Raw genomic sequence first — 18,253 nt, forward strand, 5'->3', positions numbered from 1 at the left:
TATATGCTGTATGGAAGACAGCTTCATGCGATTTGAATTTGAAAGTAATATAAATATGTTGTTAGAAGAACGGTACATGAGAGATAAAAGACGATTAAGATGGAATTTAATTCGTTTTACAGAATATAATAAGTCATAAATATTTTTAGTTGCATACGAAGATTTGTTCTTATATGATAGATAGTGAAAGCGTTATCAAAAACAGAGCGGCGATGGGAAAGGCGGGTAAATATGTTCCAGCGTGTTCAAACAAAGGAAGAACATTTTTGGTTCGAGCAACTATGGGGAGATTTTTGTGAAGAAAGAAACTTAATGTTTGTAGAACGTAATTTAAATCCATCACGATTTTTATTAATAGAAGATGAACATCATATCGGTACAGTAGAATGTATTAAGTATACGGAACCAGAGCAATCAAATTCTGAGTTTTTCTATCCGTTTTCTAAAAATGATTTAGTGAAAGATTTGAAAAATGTGTATGAAATAGGCAAGTTAAGTATTGCGAAAACGTCTCGTGGGAGAGGACACTTCAAAAGACTAACAGCTATTTTATTTATGCATGCATTAGAAACGAAAGCAGAATGGTATATTGCAGCAGTTACAAAAAGGATGTATATGTATTTATTAACACTCGGTTTCCCAATTGAACCGATAGATAAGCCATTTCAGTTTCATGATACTTTACAAGGTGTACCAGTGCGAATTCATGCCCGAAAAGGGGCTACGCATTTGTATTCTTTAAAAGAATTTCGAGATGTGATTCAAGGGAATGCTCATGCACAGGCATTAATTGCAGAATACAGTAAAAACATTATGTTAACAAAATAAAGCGGAATGAATATGTATAATAAAGAAAATACTATTTTAATATGAAATCATTCTTCATGAAAAAAAGACCCTTATTATTTTAATAAGGGTCTAAAATTTATAATCCAAATATACTAAAAATCATTTTGCGGCGCTTCGGTTTCTTTTCACGTTCATATGTTGGTTTAGTATCGGGAGTTATATATATTGGTTCTTCTTTCTTGAGGGCAGCTTCTAGCTTTTGAATTCGCTCTAACATTTCCTCCATTTCACGGCGATGTTGTAAAAGTTGGTACGTAACTACATCATTTGCCTTATCTTGCATTTGTTCTTCCATTCGATCTAGCCTTCTCGTAATAGTGTTTAATTGAGCTGCTAATTGCTCAAATTCATGTGATGATTTGTTTTGAACAATTGTATTTACTTGAGTTTTTAATTCTTCAACATCATTTGATGATGTTTTTTGAGTAGGGTGAGAGTTTTGAGACTGCTCTATTTGTGAAAGATGGAATTCTAACATTTGATCTAAATCTTCTTGTGTGAAAATAAAGTGACCATATTTATTTTTTTCTATCGTAAGATTTAATTGTTGTGCAATCCGGACAACAGCCTTTGGGCTAACACCTAATTTTTTTGCGATAAATGGTGTTTTATATTCCAAAATAATCCCTCCTATATATATCCTGTTGAATGATTTCGATCTATGAAGGAAGTTCCCTTCTAGTGTGACAAAAGAAGTGTGGAATCGGCAAAGAAAGTGTTTTTTCACGAAATGAAGCTGTGAAGAATATATCGTTTATATAAAATGTTTTATCTTAAGATTTAGAACTATTTGACTAAGGGAAATGAATTAGATTATCATAATGATAAATATCTTTTTTATGTATGCATATAATATATAAAAAGGTGGTTGCTAATGTAGAATTTTGTTAGAGTATTAGAATGCTTACTTCACTTGAATAAAATTAAGTAGGAGGTGGCTTCCTTGCTTACAATGTAAGTAAGGAGAAGTATTTGGACATATATAGTATAAGTATAGTGATTGTTTTAATTGCCTTAACGGCATTTTTCGTTGCAGCAGAATTTGCAATTGTTAAAGTGCGAAGTTCACGAATTGACTATTTAATTGCAGAAGGAAATAATCGCGCAACATCTGTCAAAACAGTCATTACAAACTTAGACGAATATTTATCTGCTTGTCAGCTAGGTATAACAGTTACAGCTCTGGGGATTGGGTGGTTTGGTAAACCTGCGTTAAAGCAAATGTTTGACACTCTTTTTGTAAATTTGAACATTTCTACTCAACTAGCAGACATTTTTGCTGTAATTTTAGTGTTTTTGTTTATTACATTTTTACATGTTGTAATAGGGGAATTGGCCCCAAAGACATTCGCGATTCAAAAAGCTGAACAAGTGAGTTTGTTTGTTGCTAAACCGTTAATTTTCTTTTATCGTATGGCGTTTCCATTTATTTGGATCCTAAATGGATCAGCCCGAATTATTACGAAGTTGTTAGGGCTGAAACCACCGAAAGGGCACGATGAGGTTCATTCAGAAGAAGAATTACGGTTGTTAGTTTCGGAAAGTTACAAAAACGGAGAGATTAATCAGTCTGAATATAAATATGTAAATAAAATTTTTGAATTTGATGATCGTATAGCGAAAGAAATAATGGTACCCCGAACTGAGATGCATATTATAAGTAAAGAAATGCCTGCTGAAGAAGCTTTGCAAAAAATGTCTCGGGAAAAATATACGAGATATCCAGTTGTAGATGGAGACAAAGATCACGTAATAGGCTTTGTAAACTTTAAAGATATTTTCACAGATTTTGTGCAGCATAATGCAGTCAGTAATAAGAAAGTAGAGCAATATATTAGGCCAATTATTTTAGTTATCGATTCTATCCCAATACACGACTTATTTTTAAAAATGCAAAAAGAAAGAACGCATATTGCTATATTGATAGATGAATATGGTGGTACGTCTGGACTTGTTACAGTTGAAGACATTTTAGAAGAAATAGTGGGAGATATTCAAGATGAGTTTGATACGGATGAACAGCCAGAAATTCAACAAGTTAGTGAAACGAAAACAATACTAGAGGGAAAAGTGCTTGTTAGTGAAGTGAATACGTTATTAGGTTTAACGATTGATGATAATGGTGTTGATACAATTGGTGGTTGGATTTTAACGAAGAATATAGAAATTGCTGAAGAGGATTTCATTGAAATTGAAAATTATAAGTTCTGTGTAAAAGAATTAGATGGACACTATATAAAGAGATTAGAAGTTACAAAAACTGTAGAATCAATTGTTATTTTAGAAGATGAAAAACAAATTCCATTTCAAGAACAAATTAGTTCGTAGACTCTGCTATATGGCAGGGTTTTTTTGAGCATAATGTTTTTGGCAGAATAAGGGCTATGATACAATGACATAAGTCAGACCTTTCACTAGGTGAAATATTATTGTATGCATATGTTTGGAAGGAGAAGAATTATGAAAAAGCATTTATATATAAATGGAGATTGGAAGCCTGTAAACATTTATAAACCATTATACGCACCATATTCTGAAGAAACGCTAGCGGAAATTGCACAAGGAACGGAAGAAGATGTACAAGAGGCTGTTACTGCTGCAAAAAATGCAATGAAAAAAATGAAAACATTATCTGCATATGATCGTGCGACTATTTTAGAGAAGGTTGCACAAAAAATGGATGAAAGAAGAGAAGAATTTGCAGAGATTATTGCAAAAGAGGCTGCAAAACCAATTCGTGCTGCGAGGGGAGAAGTAGATCGTACCGTTCAGACATACAAATTTGCAGCGGAAGAAGCGAAGCGTATATACGGCGAGACACTGCCACTTGATGCAGCACCTGGTGCAGATGGGCGTATTGCATACACAATACGAAAACCAATTGGGGTTATAGGAGCTATTACACCATTTAATTTCCCATTAAATTTAGTGGCACATAAAGTCGGTCCTGCAATTGCTGCCGGAAATACAGTTGTGTTAAAACCAGCTGATCAAACGCCATTATCGTCTTACGCATTAATTGAATTATTTGAAGAGGCAGGATTGCCAAAAGGAGCTTTAAATATTATTTCTGGTCCTGGTTCAACTGTAGGTGAGGCGATAGTTACAAATGATGATGTTGCTTCCATTACTTTTACGGGAAGTCCGAAAGTTGGAATTGGAATTAAGACAAAGGCTGGGTTAAAGCGAGTTACGTTAGAGCTAGGATCAAATGCTGCTGTTATTATTGATGAAGATGTAGAATTAACAGATGAATTAATTGAACGCGTAAAATGGGGAGCATTTGTTAATAATGGACAAGTTTGTATTTCGGTACAACGTGTTTTTGTACATGAAAAGAGAATGGATGAATTTCTTTCAAAGCTAAAGAAAGCGATGGAAACAGTTGTTATTGGGGATCCATTGCTTGAAAACACGGATGTATCGGCTTTAATTTCGAAAAAAGATGTAGAGCGTATTGAAATGTGGGTGCAAGAAGCAATCAAGGAAGGTGCAGCTGTTTTATATGGTGGCAAGAAACATGATGCAAGGATTTTTGAACCAACTGTATTAACAAATGTTCCAGAGTATGTATCTGTTCAGTGCCAAGAAGTATTTGGTCCACTTATGACAGTAAATACATTTAAAGAATTTGATGAGGCAATAGAGCAAGTAAATAATTCACGTTACGGTCTACAAGCAGGTGTATTTACAAATAATTTGTTTAAAGCAATGCGTGCAATTGATGAGCTAGAAGTTGGTGGTGTCATGATTAATGACATTCCAACGTTTAGGGTAGATCATATGCCTTACGGTGGTGTGAAAGAAAGCGGCACGGGGCGTGAAGGAATTAAATATGCAATAGAAGAGATGACAGAAATGAAATTAGTGTGTATTAAAAAATAAAGTAGATCAAGCTTAAATATCATAATAAAAAACGAGCAGGAAATGTTTACGATTCCATACTCGTTTTTTATTGTTTGTTTTATATTTCTCGATACGATTTCATTTAATCAAGTGTACCTTTTACTTCATTTCTTGTTTAAAAATAGCATCTTCTACATAAATTTGTTCTTTGTCAACAGCAGTACTATGGGATAATACTAAACCGATTGGTGTTTCTATGCCTTTATTTTGAACAATTGTAAAAGGAACATTTTTTTCATTTGCTAATTTAATGTATTTTGATAAATGTGGGTAAGCAATGCCACCATTTAGGAATATTTGTAATGATTGAGAAGAGCGCATGCTACTAGCTACTTCAGAATATACATTACTTTGCATTACTTGACCGATAGTTAAAGCGACTTCTACACGCTCACGTAATGTAGTTAAATACATATTACGTTCTTCTGGTTTGTTCTGCTTTTGGCCATAAATGCCTTCTTGGAGATAATCTTCCACATTTTTATTTACCATATTTTTCACACCTTTCATTTTCTATTGTACGAAAGAATGAAGCAGGATGCAAAAAAAGTCGCATCGAATATTAAAAAATTTGAATGAAAGGAAGGAAAATAGAATGTATCAATCTAACCAATTCATAAAGACATTAAAAATTTTATCAACACATATTAACAAAATGTGACAATAATCTATTAACGAATCGTACTTTTTGTGTTAATATTCAAAATATAAAGGGTGTTCGTCGTATGGAAATGGAGGGAATGGGGGTTTTTCCAATCGATAAGGATATTAAAGAAGTATTTTGTTCGCACTTGAAAAACAACAGGCACCAATTCGTTGAGAACTGGAAAAACAAAATGATAATTTCCGATAAAGATCCATTTAAACTAGAAGCAGTTCAAAATGGAGAGGATTTATTAGAGTTAATTATCGAACTTACTATGGAAGAAAAAGATATAGATTATCTTCAGCCATTATGCGAGAAAATTGCTATTGAACGTGCAGGAGCAGATGCGAATATTGGAGATTTTGTTTATAATGCAAACGTGGGAAGAAATGAGCTTTTTGAAGCGATGTGTGAATTAGAGGTTAGCGCACGTGAATTGAAACCAATTATGGCTCAAATACATACTTGTTTTGACAAATTGATCTATTATACTGTTTTAAAATACTCGGAAATTATATCAAAAAATTTAGAGGAAAAACAGCAATATATTAACGAAACACATAAAGAAAGGCTGACGATTTTAGGACAAATGTCAGCTAGTTTTGTACATGAATTTCGTAACCCACTTACTTCCATTATGGGATTCGTCAAATTATTAAAGGCAGATCATCCTAGTTTATCGTATTTAGATATTATTTCGCATGAATTAGACCAATTAAATTTTCGTATTTCGCAATTTTTACTCGTATCGAAAAAAGAAATGTGGACTGAATCAGAACAATTTTGGCTTAATGATTTGTTTCAAGATATTATACAGTTCTTATATCCGAGTTTGGTCAATGCAAATGTTTCGATTGAAAAGAATTTGCCGTACCCAATTCCGCTTGTTGGTTATCGGAGTGAAGTGAGACAAGTATTTTTAAATATATTAATGAACTCAATTGACGCTCTTGAATCGATAAAAGAAGAACGAAAAATTATCGTTGATGTGTTTGAAGAAGATCAAGAAATTCGAATTGTAATAAAAAATAATGGACCAATGATTCCAGCTGAAAATGTAGAAACGATTTTCGAACCATTTGTAACTACTAAAAAGTTAGGAACTGGTATTGGCTTATTTGTATGTAAACAAATTGTAGAAAAACATAATGGGTCCATCATGTGTCGTTCAGATAACGAGTGGACAAAATTTCAAATTGTATTTCAAAAATAAACAGTCTACACCAAATGAATGGTGTAGACTGTTTTAATTCGTAAGTATAACGGCTTCTAATTTAGGATCTTTCGTTGAATAACCTAAAAGTGAAATGGTATAAATGATGTTCGGTTCGACTTTGAAATTCGGTAAAGTTAGCAAGACACTTGAATTATCTGCGAGTGAAACTTCAATATCTGCTGTACCAGGGCTAACTTCTAAAAAATCTGTAATTTGTTTAAAGAGTACATTCTCAAATAAATGATCTCCACCTTTTAAATCTACATTTACAACAGGGGTATCTGGAGAAAAATGTGCAAAACGTATTTTTGCTTGACCAGCTGGTAAATGTGTATTATCAAGCATAGGTTGTAATTGTAGATGATTGTCACTATTTATTGCGACAAAAGTATAAGTGTGATTCCCCATTATTGGTACTAAAGCTGAAAAGATGGGAGTTTCATTTCCTACAGGAACAATATCTATACGATATTTCCCTTGCACTAATGTTAAATAGGGACTAAATTGTTTAAAAGAAATATTTTTAATAATTTTTTGCCCGTTTACTAAAATGTTAACTGCAGGTATATATGAAGCAGAGTGAAAAAACCTTATGTGTGACGGTAAAGCAGCTTCTTGCGAATCTCTTTTTTCATACGCCTGTACAAGTTTTGTAAGCGTATCGTAATATTTCATATATAGTTCTACATATTTTTTCGGATTATTAAATTGATAGTAACGAGCGAGCTGTTCGTAACGTGCAGCTTCTTGTCCATATTTTTCGATTTCAGATTGAGACATGAACATTCCTCCTTTGTCATCATTAAAACTATATGCAAAGTAAGAAAGAGGTTATGCGAAAAAATTGTTTTTTGAAGGAGAAAAGTTGAAAATTAATAAGAAGTAGGGCTTACGGATAAGTGTAGTTTAGGTGAAAGAGGGCTATAATTTTCTAGAGTATATAGCAATATATCATCTATGTTTGGTGATGATGTACTGATTACAATGTATATTTCGAAATAAAAAACCTTAAGAGCGTATCAAGTGACATATCGAAAACATGTCCAAAAATCCTTAGGAAACTAGGGATTTTTTTAATAATGGGCAAATACACATACAAAGTGATAATTGTCCTACATAAATTATAAAGGAAAGGTAGTTTAAATATAAGGAAAGGAATGGAATATTGGGATGGGGATATCCCGAAAGGAATTGTGAATGGAGTTATGGACGATTTTGTGCTTTAGGATGTAGGATGAATTTTGAATTTGTAACATTATTTTTTCTATTTACGTTAGCAAGGGGAAGTATTAACCAATAAAAGAGCGTCGTGCCGAACTGATTAATGCGGTTAATCGGTTCTTTTTTTATTGTATAAAACGGAGGAGAATGTATGTGAAATATTGGTTTCTATAAAAATAATTGCTATGCATTTAGTAGGATTAATTGTCGATATTTGTTTGAAAATATGCAATATAAAGTAGGAGAATAGGAAGGAGTTTAAAGGGAGTTTCGTCGAAGTTTACACAATGTCGGCAATTGAGGGAAGCTGATATTATGTTAAGAAAATATGTAGTGAAGCGTTTATTTTATATAAAGGAGGGGTATTTGAGCGTATAGATAAGGGTTGGTCTTCGTTTTAAGTTCTGAATTTTCTGTTTTTAAAAATGATATTTAGCACTCATTTGTATATTTTATAATAGTTTTTTGATAAAATCACTGCTTTCGCAGAGGGTTCTTTTTTATGAAAGAAACGTCAATTTTCTTCATATATATATACAAATTGGAGAAATGGGGGAGCGCTATGCGCGATTACTTAATTAAACCACTTGTTGGTCAGCCGTATCCAATGATTTCACATGGAAAAGGTGTGTATTTGTATGATCAAAACGGAAATAAATATTTTGATGGCTCATCAGGGGCAATTACGGCAGGTATTGGGCATGGCGTAAAGGAGATTGCAGATGTTATAAAAAAGCAAGCAGAGGAGATTGCTTTCGTTTATAGATCACAGTTTACGAGTGAACCAGCTGAAAAATTAGCGAAGAAATTAAGCGATTTAAGTGTAGGAGATTTGAACTGGAGCTTTTTTGTGAATAGTGGTACGGAAGCAAATGAAACAGCTATGAAAATTGCAATCCAGCATTTTCAAGAGCGAGGTATTCAAGGGAAGCATAAAATTTTGTCACGATGGATGAGTTATCACGGTATTACGATGGGAGCCTTATCAATGTCTGGGCATCCACTGCGCAGACAACGTTTCGTGTCAATTTTAGAAGATTATCCAACTATTCCAGCTCCATATTGTTTTAGATGTCCGGTGCAAAAGGTATATCCAACTTGTCAGCTTGCTTGTGCAACTGAACTAGAAAGGTCAATTGAAAGAATTGGTGCAGAACACATCGCAGCTTTTATCGCTGAACCGATTATCGGGGCAGCTGGAGGCGCAGTCGTTCCGCCGAAAGAATATTATAAAGTCATTAAAGATATTTGTAGTCATTACGATATTTTATTTATTGCTGATGAAGTAATGACAGGGCTTGGGCGTACTGGCGCATGGTTTGCGATGGAGCATTGGGGGGTAGAACCGGATATTATGACTCTTGGTAAAGGTTTAGGAGCTGGATATACACCGATGGCAGCGACGATTGTAAGTGACCGTGTTATGGAGCCGATATTACGTGGGTCGCGTTCTGTAATGAGTGGGCATACGTTAAGTGCAAATCCATTATCTGCAGCAACAGCTCTAGCTGTGATTGAATATATGGAGAAACATAATCTACCTGAAAAAACAGCAGAAAAGGGAGAGTATTTAATAAAAGGACTACAGAAAGTTCAGCAACAATCGACAATCATTGCTGATGTGCGCGGAAAAGGGTTGCTGATTGGAGTAGAATTGCAACCGTTTACAAAAGCGTCAGAACTTATTTCGGTTGCAGCTAAAAATGGTCTTCTTTTATACCAAGCTGTTTCAGGGCAAGCAGGAAAAGAAGATAGTGCACTGCTTGTGGCACCGCCAATGACAACTACATATTCCGAGTTAGATGAATTACTTTCAATCTTTGCAAAAAGTGTAGAAGAAATGATGCAAAAAGGAGGGCATAGTATCGCATGACAACTATTACGAATACATTCGGTAAATTAAAAGAGATAGAGGAAGTAATTTCTTTGTTCCACGATGATATGACATTAATGTTTGGGGGATTTGGGGGGATTGGATCCCCTCCATCTTTAATACAGGCGATTTTAGAAAAAGGAGTTACAAATTTAAATTTAATAGGAAATGACACGGGATTTCCTGATGTAGGAATCGGTCGTCTTGTTACGAATGAAAGAGTAAAATCATTAATTACTTCACATATTGGTTCAAATCCAAATGCAGGAAGACAGCTAAACGAAGGAAGGTTACAAATCGAGTTTTCTCCTCAAGGAACATTAGCAGAGCGTATTCGCGCTGGTGGTGTAGGACTTGGAGGCGTATTAGTTGATGTAGGTGTTGATACGATTGTAGAAGAGGGAAAGCGTACAGTTGAAATGAATGGTAAGACGTATTTAGTTGAAACAGCATTAACTGCTGAGGTTGCGATTGTATATGCGAAAAAAGCGGATCCATTTGGTAATCTTGTGTTTGATAAAAGCGCTCGTAACATGAATCCTCACGTAGCTATGGCAGGGGATATAACGATTGTAGAAGCAGAAGAAATCGTCCCACTTGGGAGTTTAGATCCAGAAGAAATTGTTGTCCCAGGAGTATTTGTAAATTATATCGTACCGTCGGAAGGAGTGAATTGGAAATGGGTATGGGCGTAGAAGTGAGAGATAAGATTGCTAGGCGCGCGGCGAAAGAAATACAAAATGGTATGATTGTAAATTTAGGTATTGGTATACCATCGCTTGTACCGAATCATCTTCCTGACGATATAAACGTTATGTTTCATGCGGAAAATGGAATTGTAGGTATGGGACCTACGCCAAGAAAAGGGAATGAAGACGAAAATTTATGTAACGCAGCAGGTTTACCGACTTCTCTTATTACAGGAGCGAGTTATTTTGATAGTTGCACAGCGTTTGGAATGATTCGAAAAGGTTTATTAGACATAACGATTCTTGGTTCATTACAAGTAAGTGAGAATGGTGATTTAGCGAACTGGATTGTACCAGGAAAACGCGTTCCAGGAATTGGGGGAGCGATGGATTTGGCACAAAAAGCGAAGCGGGTCGTTGTTGTGATGAATCATGTCGATAAATACGGAAATGCAAAAATTGTTTCGGAGTGTACATTACCATTAACTTCAAAGAAATGTGTAGATTTAATTATTACGGATATGGCAGTTATGGAAGTGACGCAGGGTGGACTCGTTTTACAAGAATTAATGAGCCCATACACAGTGGAAGATATAAAACAACATACAGAAGCTGATTTTAAAATTGGCTCTAACTTACTAGTAATCGAATGAGGGGAGATGGAATATATGGAGCAATTAAAAAAGAAAATTTGTGATTATATCGAGAGTCATGAAGAGGAAAGCGTAAAATTTTTAAAACGATTAATTCAAGAAAAAAGCGTATCTGGTGATGAAAGTGGTGCGCAGGCAATTGTGATTGAAAAATTACGTGAGCTAGGTTTAGATCTTGATATTTGGGAACCTTCATTTTCTAAAATGAAAGATCATCCTTATTTTGTATCACCACGTACAAGTTTTTCAGATAGCTCGAACATAGTGGCAACTTTAAAAGGAAGTGGCGACGGGAAATCTATGATATTAAATGGGCATATTGATGTCGTACCAGAAGGAGATGTGAATCAGTGGGACCATCACCCTTATAGCGGTGAGCAAATAGGGAATCGTATATATGGTCGTGGAACAACGGATATGAAAGGTGGCAATGTCGCACTGATGCTTGCGATGGAAGCCATTATTGAATCTGGTATTGAATTAAAAGGAGATATTTATTTTCAAAGTGTAATTGAAGAAGAAAGCGGCGGGGCAGGAACATTGGCGACTATATTACGAGGATATAAAGCAGATGGTGTCATTATTCCAGAACCGACAAATATGAAGTTTTTCCCGAAACAACAAGGGTCCATGTGGTTTCGTCTACATGTGAAAGGAAAAGCAGCACACGGTGGTACACGTTATGAAGGAGTAAGTGCAATTGAAAAAAGCATGTTTGTTGTAGATCATTTGAGAAAATTGGAAGAGAAGAGAAATGACCGAATTACAGACCCGTTATTTAAAGGAATCCCGATTCCAATTCCAATTAATATTGGGAAAATTGAAGGCGGGAGCTGGCCAAGTTCTGTTCCTGATTCGTTAATTTTAGAAGGAAGATGTGGTATTGCGCCGAATGAGACTATAGAGGCAGCAAAAGAAGAGTTCGAGAATTGGATCGCTGAATTAAATAATGTGGACAATTGGTTTGTTGAAAATCCCGTAGAAGTAGAATGGTTTGGAGCGAGATGGGTTCCTGGTGAACTAGAAGAAAATCATGAGTTAATTACGACACTCGAGCATAACTTTGTTGAAATCGAAGGGAACAAACCAATTATTGAAGCATCTCCGTGGGGGACTGATGGAGGTTTATTTACACAAATCGCAGGTGTACCAACGATAGTATTTGGTCCAGGAGAGACGAAAGTAGCACATTATCCAAACGAATATATAGAAATTGATAAAATGATAGCTGCCGCAAAAATTATTGCATGCACATTACTAGATTGGTGTGAGGTGAAAAAATGAAATACTATGAATCTTTTAGAGAACAGACGAATGGCTATACAGTAGAAGGCGTTTTAGATTATTTTAATAAACGTATTCGAGTAGACCACTACACAGGGAATATTGAGAGGATTATCCAAACAATTGACGAATTAGCAGAGAAACATTCTTTCACTAAATGTATTATTAAAGGAAAGGGAGAGCATGTTTCTACATGGCTCTCTTTCGGTTTTTTATTTGAAGCAACAATACCGCATTATTTTCAAGGTCACGATGCATACTTCTTCGTGAAATTTATTAATGATGAAAGACGAAATAGTATTCATTGGACTGAGGAAGATACTATTTTAAGCGGTGTTAAAGCAAAAGAAGTAAAGGGAAACATAGTCCCAGAGAAATTTCTATTAAGAAAAGCGACAGAAGAGGATGCGGAAGAATTAGCAGCTGTCTTTGGAAAAGTATTTGAAGTGTATCCGACACCTTTAAACGAAGCGAGTTATGTAAAACAAACGATGAAGGAAGACGATACAATATACTATGTGTACGAATTCGAGGGGAAAATAATTAGTACAGCATCTGCAGAAATGAATATAAAAGAAGGAAATGCAGAATTAACGAATTGTGCTACTTTACCCGAATATCGTAAGCATGGGTTTATGAAAAGTTTACTAATTAAGTTAGAAGAAGAACTGCAAGAAAAATCGATTTTCTGCTCCTATACAATTGCTCGATCGCTTTCTTTCGGAATGAATGCGGTCTTTCATCAGTTAGGTTATACGTATACAGGAAGACTGGCGAACAATTGCTACATTTTCGATAAGTTGGAAGATATGAATATATGGGTGAAAGATTTGTCTAAATAGTACAGTATAAAAATAGAACGGAATCGTCATGCTTATAATCGCACATAGATATGCCGAAAATCCGGCATGTGATTGCTGGATTTTCGGCAAAAGGGGGGATGACATTGCTAGCAGTTTCGACACAAGAAGTCATTGAAGCGATTTTGGGCAGTATTGATGAGGCTATACACGCAGTAGATGAAAATGGTATTACAATTTTCTATAATACTGTAGCTGCAAAACACGATGGGTCAAAAATCGACAAAGTGTTAGGTAAACATTTGTTAGAAGCGTTTCCCTCTTTATCTAGGGAAACAAGTACGTTAATGAAAGTGTTAGATACAAAAAAACCAATTGTTCATCAAGTTCAGCATTATCAAAATTTAAATGGGGAAGACATTTGTACAGTAAATACGACGTTACCTATTTTTATAGATGGAAATATTGCTGGAGCTGTTGAAATTGCAAAAGATTATTCCACAGTTCAAAAACTTACGGATACAATTGTAGATTTGCAGTCAAAAATAAAGCGGTCATCTAGAAAAAAAGCAATCAAAAAGCATGTTGCATTTGAGACGATCGTGACGGATGACGCTCGGTTTAAACAGACGAAAGAATTAGCACAAAAAGTAGCGCCAACTGATGCAAATGTTTTAATATATGGGGAAACAGGGACAGGGAAAGAGTTATTTGTACAAGCGATTCATGAAGCTTCTAAACGGAAGAACAAGCCATTTATTGCACAAAACTGCGCAGCTTTGCCAGAGTCGCTATTAGAAAGTTTATTGTTCGGAACGACGAAAGGTAGCTATACTGGGGCAATTGAACGAGCGGGATTATTTGAACTTGTAGATGGTGGGACATTGTTTTTAGACGAACTGAATTCAATGCCTCTCGATTTACAAGCGAAAATGCTACGTGTATTAGAAGATGGTGTTATTCGTCGAATTGGTGATAATAAGACGAGAAAAGTAGATGTTCGCGTTATTACCGCAATGAATCAGCCACCAGAAGTATGTTTAAGAGAAAATAAAATTCGTACTGATTTATATTATCGATTAAATGTCTTTTCATTATATATTCCGCCGCTACGTGAAAGAACTGAGGATGTCTTATTATTAGCGTCTTATTTTTTGAACGAATATAATAAAAGTTATAAAAAAGGTGTACTTCAAATGGATAAGGAAGCGAAAGAAAGACTACAAGCTTATCAATGGCCTGGCAATGTTCGGGAGCTAAAACATACGATTGAACATGCCGTCATTATTGCAGAAGGGGATACACTAACAGCCGATTGTTTACCGCGTACATTTCGGAAAGAGAAGCTGCCAAAGAAGAAGAGCATATTGCCACTTAGAGAAGCACTTCATCAAACGGAAAAGGAATTAATAGATCAAGCGTTAATTGAAACGGAAGGGAATATATTACAAGCTGCAAAAATGTTAGGTATCCCTCGCCAAACGCTGCAATATAAACTGAGTAAGTACGACAAAACCGCCGAATAATTGGCGGTTTTTGTGTGTTTGCACCAATAAAAGAGCGTTTACATATATAAAAAGTAATGAATATGATAGTATGTATGGATTTCATACAGTGCTTACAAATATTTTTTCGTTTATGTAATAGCGTTCTCCGTACATTTACTTATCAATAATGTAAAGTTGGCATAACTATTGCTTATATAAAGGATGAGCGTATAAAAAGGGGGAATAGCAATGTTACATGATGTATACAAACCAAATCGTCACTGGAAGGATATCGAATTATGGAAAGATGTTACTGAAGAGCAATGGAATGATTGGGTTTGGCAATTAACGAATACGATCAAAACGTTAGATGACTTAAAGAAAGTGATTAACTTAACACCTGAAGAAGAAGAGGGTGTTAAAATTTCAACGAAAACGATCCCGTTAAACATTACACCGTACTATGCTTGGTTAATGAATCCTGATGATCCACGCTGTCCGATTCGGATGCAATCTGTACCGATCTCGGAAGAGTTATATAAAACAAAATATGATTTAGAAGATCCGCTTCATGAAGATGAAGATTCACCAGTTCCAGGGCTAACGCATCGTTATCCAGACCGCGTATTATTCTTAGTAACGAATCAATGTTCTATGTATTGTCGTTACTGTACACGCCGTCGTTTTAGTGGACAAATTGGAATGGGTGTGCCGAAGAAACAATTAGATGATGCAATTGGTTACATTCGTGATACACCACAAGTACGAGATGTATTAATTTCTGGTGGTGACGGTCTTCTTATTAACGATAAAATTTTAGAATATGTATTAAAAAATTTACGAGAGATTCCGCATGTCGAGATTATTCGTATCGGAACAAGAGCGCCGGTAGTATTCCCGCAGCGTATTACAGAAAACTTATGTAACATTATTAAAAAATACCATCCAGTATGGCTGAATACACATTTCAATACTTCTATTGAAATTACAGAAGAGTCGAAAAAAGCATGTGAAATGCTAGCGAATGCTGGTGTTCCAATCGGAAACCAAGCAGTAATTTTAGCTGGTATTAACGACAGCGTTCCAATTATGAAAAAACTGATGCATGACTTAGTAAAAATCCGTGTACGTCCATACTATATTTATCAATGTGACTTATCTGAAGGTATTGGTCATTTCCGTGCACCAGTATCTAAAGGTCTTGAAATTATTGAAGGTTTACGCGGTCATACATCTGGTTATGCGGTTCCAACATTCGTTGTGGATGCACCAGGAGGAGGCGGCAAAATTGCGCTTCAACCAAACTATTTAATTTCGCAAAGCGCAGATAAAGTTGTGCTTCGGAACTTTGAAGGTGTTATTACAACGTATCCAGAGCCAGAGAGCTATATCCCAGGAAGAGCAGAAGGGTACTTTAAAGAAATCTATCCAAACTACGAAGAAAAACGTTCAGATGTTGGTATCGCAGGTCTTATGAGTGATAAGAAATTTAACCTTGTTCCAGACGACTTACAGCGTATGAGCCGTCGTAAAGACTATGAAGATAATGACACTCATGCATCACTAAAAGATAAACGTGATAAGCGCGATCAACTTAAAGATAAAAAGTATCAATCACAAATGGCTAAATTAGAAGAAAATGACAAAAAAAATGAGGGTGATGCAGTATGAATTGTATGTGGTGTGACAGTACAGAAGCGAAAGAAAGCTTGAATACTGTATATTGGGAATTACCAGATGGTACGAAAGCCATTGAAATCCAAGAGACACCATGCATTTCTTGTTCCTCATGCGGTATGGACTATCAAGCAGATCAAACAGTGAAAGAAATAGAAGATCAATTGTTTCTAATTTATACGAAAGATTTACCAAAACAACTAACATATGAAGAATTAATGGGAAGACCACGTCTATTAAAAAGAAATTATTTCGATTTTTAACCAGCTTTTATGCTGGTTTTTTTCTTTTTTGCCTTGTATAATGTATCCAAGTTAGAAAGGTAGGGAATATTTTTGAAAAAGACATTTTACCACTATATGATGAAGCATCGTGCAGCTTTATTTAGAAATGAAATTTCAGATTTAGCAGAGGCGATGTATGATGATTTAAGTTTTCCGAAGCAATCTGATGACTATGATGAAATTAGTTCATACTTAGAATTGAGCGGAATGCTAGAAAGTATGTCTATATTTGATGAAGCTTGGGATTTATACATACAAGAGAGATAAAAACTATATGAAATTTTTGAAGTGAAGCTAGTCTATTTGCTAGCTTTTTTACGTTGTAAATAAATTTTTTATATTGTGATATTTTTTATTGAAAAAATTTATGAATATACGCTTCTGTGATAAGCGTTTTTAAGTAGGTTGCATATACTGTTATCAAAATCACGACGTCAAAAAAAGGAGAGATATAGATGGCAAGAAAAAAGCAACCTAAATATAACGTAGGGGACATAGTCGTGATTACGCTATATGGAACCGTTGGGAAAATCACAAATATGAAGGTTTTGGATGGAGTTTACGTATACGAAGTCAATAATCACGATGGATTTTACGTAGAGCAAACATTGCAGCACGTTTCAGAGCAAGATATGAAAAAAGGTGAAACTGAGTGGATTGAATTAAACTATAATTTCACTTTTGGTGATCTCGTGCAAGTAACAGGATATGATAAAGATGTTTTTCGAATTGTTGGTTTTCGTACAGAAGTATGGAGATATAAAAATGACGCATGGGAAGATACAATATACGAATTGTCACGAATTACGGACGGTGAATGGTTAGAAGCAGATGAATCAGATTTAACGTTACTTGCCAATGCTCAAACGGCAAATGCAATTTTGAAGAAAATGAAACAAGACAAAGCTGGTATGAATAAATTAGATTTAGGAAAATTAAAGTCAATTAACAACTCAAAAAAAGTGAGTGTTAAGACAAATCGTCAAGAAATCATTGATGGATTACTTGATATTTATAACGATTATCAATTGTTATTTGATACATTTAAAGATGAAGAATACAAAATTGTTATGGATGTTGTTCATAATTATTTAGTTAAATTGACAGAGAAAAAATAGTTAACTAGAAAGAGAGAATGAATTGAACAACAACATATGCAGTATAAGGTATGCCTACAATTATTAAAAAAATAAAAAGCCATTTAATAAGAGAGTCTGCCCATTGATCTTCATGCATGAACTCTTCTTTTGTTTGCCCAACTTCTTGCTCTACCTCATATTGGTATTCCATAATTAAATCCCCCTTTTTGATAGCTTGTACTACCATCGTATGCGTCTCGTCCAAAGGATATGACCTATAAAAAAGAAAAACTATTTTTCTAATCTCATATACATATTTTTGAGATTTTTTCATAAAACAGAAATAAAGGAGTGATGCTCATGAAGGAAATTGAAGTCGTAATTGATACGGAAGAGATTGCGGAGTTTTTTTATGAGCAACTAATTGAAAGAGGATACGTCCCAAAACGAGAAGAAATTGAAGATCTCGCAGATATTACATTCGAGTACTTATTAGAGAAATGTATGATTGATGAAGTTTTTGATGAAGAGGATGAGTGAAAGTAACGACGGGCTTAACTCGTCGTTTTTTACTCTTTACAAACTTGTC

The 18,253-nt window shown here is 34.9% G+C and carries 19 protein-coding genes; 15 read left to right on the forward strand and 4 right to left on the reverse strand.

Annotated elements, in window-relative coordinates:
* The first annotated feature begins 231 nt into the window (after positions 1 to 231).
* On the forward strand, positions 232 to 828 hold the full coding sequence (locus tag KZZ19_RS10815; protein WP_088096314.1) for a hypothetical protein: 597 nt from the start codon (positions 232 to 234) through the stop codon (positions 826 to 828).
* 97 nt (positions 829 to 925) lie between these two features.
* Here the strand turns inward: KZZ19_RS10815 and racA are convergent, their stop codons facing one another.
* The gene (racA, locus tag KZZ19_RS10820) at positions 926 to 1,468 is read right to left on the reverse strand and encodes a chromosome-anchoring protein RacA (RefSeq protein WP_237981037.1); all 543 of its coding nucleotides are present in this window, start codon (positions 1,466 to 1,468) and stop codon (positions 926 to 928) included.
* Between the two features lie 353 nt (positions 1,469 to 1,821).
* Between racA and KZZ19_RS10825 the strand changes: the two genes are divergently transcribed.
* The gene (locus tag KZZ19_RS10825) at positions 1,822 to 3,177 is read left to right on the forward strand and encodes a hemolysin family protein (RefSeq protein ID WP_002108356.1); all 1,356 of its coding nucleotides are present in this window, start codon (positions 1,822 to 1,824) and stop codon (positions 3,175 to 3,177) included.
* Between the two features lie 132 nt (positions 3,178 to 3,309).
* Positions 3,310 to 4,734: an aldehyde dehydrogenase family protein gene (locus KZZ19_RS10830; protein ID WP_237981038.1), complete on the forward strand. Its 1,425-nt coding sequence runs from the start codon at positions 3,310 to 3,312 to the stop codon at positions 4,732 to 4,734.
* Between the two features lie 120 nt (positions 4,735 to 4,854).
* On the opposite strand, the gene KZZ19_RS10835 is transcribed toward KZZ19_RS10830, so the two are convergent.
* Complete coding sequence (locus tag KZZ19_RS10835) at positions 4,855 to 5,247, reverse strand: YueI family protein (RefSeq protein ID WP_237981039.1); 393 nt, start codon at positions 5,245 to 5,247, stop codon at positions 4,855 to 4,857.
* A gap of 233 nt (positions 5,248 to 5,480) precedes the next feature.
* Here KZZ19_RS10835 and KZZ19_RS10840 point away from each other — a divergent pair, with 233 nt between their 5' ends.
* Positions 5,481 to 6,614, forward strand: coding sequence for a BA2291 family sporulation histidine kinase (locus KZZ19_RS10840; protein ID WP_348638035.1), 1,134 nt, complete (start codon positions 5,481 to 5,483; stop codon positions 6,612 to 6,614).
* A gap of 33 nt (positions 6,615 to 6,647) precedes the next feature.
* Here the strand turns inward: KZZ19_RS10840 and KZZ19_RS10845 are convergent, their stop codons facing one another.
* Positions 6,648 to 7,397: a DUF4397 domain-containing protein gene (locus KZZ19_RS10845; protein ID WP_088096319.1), complete on the reverse strand. Its 750-nt coding sequence runs from the start codon at positions 7,395 to 7,397 to the stop codon at positions 6,648 to 6,650.
* 1,003 nt (positions 7,398 to 8,400) lie between these two features.
* On the opposite strand from KZZ19_RS10845, the gene KZZ19_RS10850 reads away from it, so the two are divergent.
* The 10 genes from KZZ19_RS10850 (at position 8,401) to KZZ19_RS10895 (ending at position 17,703) form a co-directional block, all read left to right on the forward strand.
* Complete coding sequence (locus KZZ19_RS10850; RefSeq protein ID WP_001205889.1) at positions 8,401 to 9,711, forward strand: aspartate aminotransferase family protein; 1,311 nt, start codon at positions 8,401 to 8,403, stop codon at positions 9,709 to 9,711.
* Positions 9,708 to 10,406, forward strand: a complete 699-nt coding sequence (atoD, locus tag KZZ19_RS10855) for an acetate CoA-transferase subunit alpha (protein WP_000208105.1) — start codon at positions 9,708 to 9,710, stop codon at positions 10,404 to 10,406. The genes KZZ19_RS10850 and atoD overlap by 4 nt, the downstream gene beginning before the upstream one ends.
* Positions 10,391 to 11,053, forward strand: a complete 663-nt coding sequence (locus tag KZZ19_RS10860) for a CoA transferase subunit B (protein WP_000525267.1) — start codon at positions 10,391 to 10,393, stop codon at positions 11,051 to 11,053. The genes atoD and KZZ19_RS10860 overlap by 16 nt, the downstream gene beginning before the upstream one ends.
* 15 nt (positions 11,054 to 11,068) lie before the next feature.
* Positions 11,069 to 12,337, forward strand: a complete 1,269-nt coding sequence (locus KZZ19_RS10865; RefSeq protein WP_237981040.1) for a peptidase — start codon at positions 11,069 to 11,071, stop codon at positions 12,335 to 12,337.
* Entirely contained in the window at positions 12,334 to 13,179 is an 846-nt protein-coding gene (gene ablB / locus KZZ19_RS10870) for a putative beta-lysine N-acetyltransferase (protein ID WP_088096322.1), read from the forward strand. Before KZZ19_RS10865 ends, ablB begins: the two co-directional genes overlap by 4 nt.
* A gap of 98 nt (positions 13,180 to 13,277) precedes the next feature.
* Positions 13,278 to 14,663 carry an arginine utilization transcriptional regulator RocR gene (rocR, locus tag KZZ19_RS10875; RefSeq protein WP_237981041.1) on the forward strand — a complete coding sequence of 462 codons (1,386 nt, stop codon included), beginning with the start codon at positions 13,278 to 13,280 and terminating at the stop codon, positions 14,661 to 14,663.
* Positions 14,664 to 14,873: 210 nt separating this feature from the next.
* Positions 14,874 to 16,295, forward strand: coding sequence for a lysine 2,3-aminomutase (gene ablA / locus KZZ19_RS10880; RefSeq protein ID WP_088096323.1), 1,422 nt, complete (start codon positions 14,874 to 14,876; stop codon positions 16,293 to 16,295).
* A complete protein-coding gene (locus tag KZZ19_RS10885; RefSeq protein WP_000995761.1) occupies positions 16,292 to 16,564 on the forward strand; it encodes a YokU family protein in 273 nt (90 codons plus the stop codon). Before ablA ends, KZZ19_RS10885 begins: the two co-directional genes overlap by 4 nt.
* Positions 16,565 to 16,636: 72 nt before the next feature.
* Complete coding sequence (locus KZZ19_RS10890) at positions 16,637 to 16,852, forward strand: YozE family protein (protein WP_237981042.1); 216 nt, start codon at positions 16,637 to 16,639, stop codon at positions 16,850 to 16,852.
* A gap of 188 nt (positions 16,853 to 17,040) precedes the next feature.
* On the forward strand, positions 17,041 to 17,703 hold the full coding sequence (locus tag KZZ19_RS10895) for a hypothetical protein (protein ID WP_000101496.1): 663 nt from the start codon (positions 17,041 to 17,043) through the stop codon (positions 17,701 to 17,703).
* Between the two features lie 4 nt (positions 17,704 to 17,707).
* Here the strand turns inward: KZZ19_RS10895 and KZZ19_RS10900 are convergent, their stop codons facing one another.
* On the reverse strand, positions 17,708 to 17,875 hold the full coding sequence (locus tag KZZ19_RS10900; protein WP_000456535.1) for a DUF3930 family protein: 168 nt from the start codon (positions 17,873 to 17,875) through the stop codon (positions 17,708 to 17,710).
* A gap of 149 nt (positions 17,876 to 18,024) precedes the next feature.
* On the opposite strand from KZZ19_RS10900, the gene KZZ19_RS10905 reads away from it, so the two are divergent.
* The gene (locus tag KZZ19_RS10905) at positions 18,025 to 18,204 is read left to right on the forward strand and encodes a YozD family protein (RefSeq protein WP_000658451.1); all 180 of its coding nucleotides are present in this window, start codon (positions 18,025 to 18,027) and stop codon (positions 18,202 to 18,204) included.
* Positions 18,205 to 18,253 lie beyond the last annotated feature (49 nt).

This window comes from Bacillus thuringiensis (assembly GCF_022095615.2).
GTDB classification, from domain to species: domain Bacteria; phylum Bacillota; class Bacilli; order Bacillales; family Bacillaceae_G; genus Bacillus_A; species Bacillus_A cereus_AG.

Excerpts from the sequence above, each read along its gene's own strand:
- KZZ19_RS10840 (WP_348638035.1), top strand. The coding sequence starts at position 5,481 with ATGGAAATGGAGGGAATGGGGGTTTTTCCAATCGATAAGGATATTAAA.
- KZZ19_RS10895 (WP_000101496.1), top strand. The coding sequence starts at position 17,041 with ATGGCAAGAAAAAAGCAACCTAAATATAACGTAGGGGACATAGTCGTG.
- KZZ19_RS10835 (WP_237981039.1), bottom strand. The coding sequence starts at position 5,247 with ATGGTAAATAAAAATGTGGAAGATTATCTCCAAGAAGGCATTTATGGC.
- ablB (WP_088096322.1), top strand. The coding sequence starts at position 12,334 with ATGAAATACTATGAATCTTTTAGAGAACAGACGAATGGCTATACAGTA.
- KZZ19_RS10900 (WP_000456535.1), bottom strand. The coding sequence starts at position 17,875 with ATGGAATACCAATATGAGGTAGAGCAAGAAGTTGGGCAAACAAAAGAA.
- KZZ19_RS10860 (WP_000525267.1), top strand. The coding sequence starts at position 10,391 with ATGGGTATGGGCGTAGAAGTGAGAGATAAGATTGCTAGGCGCGCGGCG.
- KZZ19_RS10830 (WP_237981038.1), top strand. The coding sequence starts at position 3,310 with ATGAAAAAGCATTTATATATAAATGGAGATTGGAAGCCTGTAAACATT.
- atoD (WP_000208105.1), top strand. The coding sequence starts at position 9,708 with ATGACAACTATTACGAATACATTCGGTAAATTAAAAGAGATAGAGGAA.
- ablA (WP_088096323.1), top strand. The coding sequence starts at position 14,874 with ATGTTACATGATGTATACAAACCAAATCGTCACTGGAAGGATATCGAA.
- KZZ19_RS10845 (WP_088096319.1), bottom strand. The coding sequence starts at position 7,397 with ATGTCTCAATCTGAAATCGAAAAATATGGACAAGAAGCTGCACGTTAC.
- KZZ19_RS10850 (WP_001205889.1), top strand. The coding sequence starts at position 8,401 with ATGCGCGATTACTTAATTAAACCACTTGTTGGTCAGCCGTATCCAATG.
- KZZ19_RS10885 (WP_000995761.1), top strand. The coding sequence starts at position 16,292 with ATGAATTGTATGTGGTGTGACAGTACAGAAGCGAAAGAAAGCTTGAAT.
- KZZ19_RS10815 (WP_088096314.1), top strand. The coding sequence starts at position 232 with ATGTTCCAGCGTGTTCAAACAAAGGAAGAACATTTTTGGTTCGAGCAA.
- rocR (WP_237981041.1), top strand. The coding sequence starts at position 13,278 with ATGACATTGCTAGCAGTTTCGACACAAGAAGTCATTGAAGCGATTTTG.
- KZZ19_RS10865 (WP_237981040.1), top strand. The coding sequence starts at position 11,069 with ATGGAGCAATTAAAAAAGAAAATTTGTGATTATATCGAGAGTCATGAA.
- KZZ19_RS10905 (WP_000658451.1), top strand. The coding sequence starts at position 18,025 with ATGAAGGAAATTGAAGTCGTAATTGATACGGAAGAGATTGCGGAGTTT.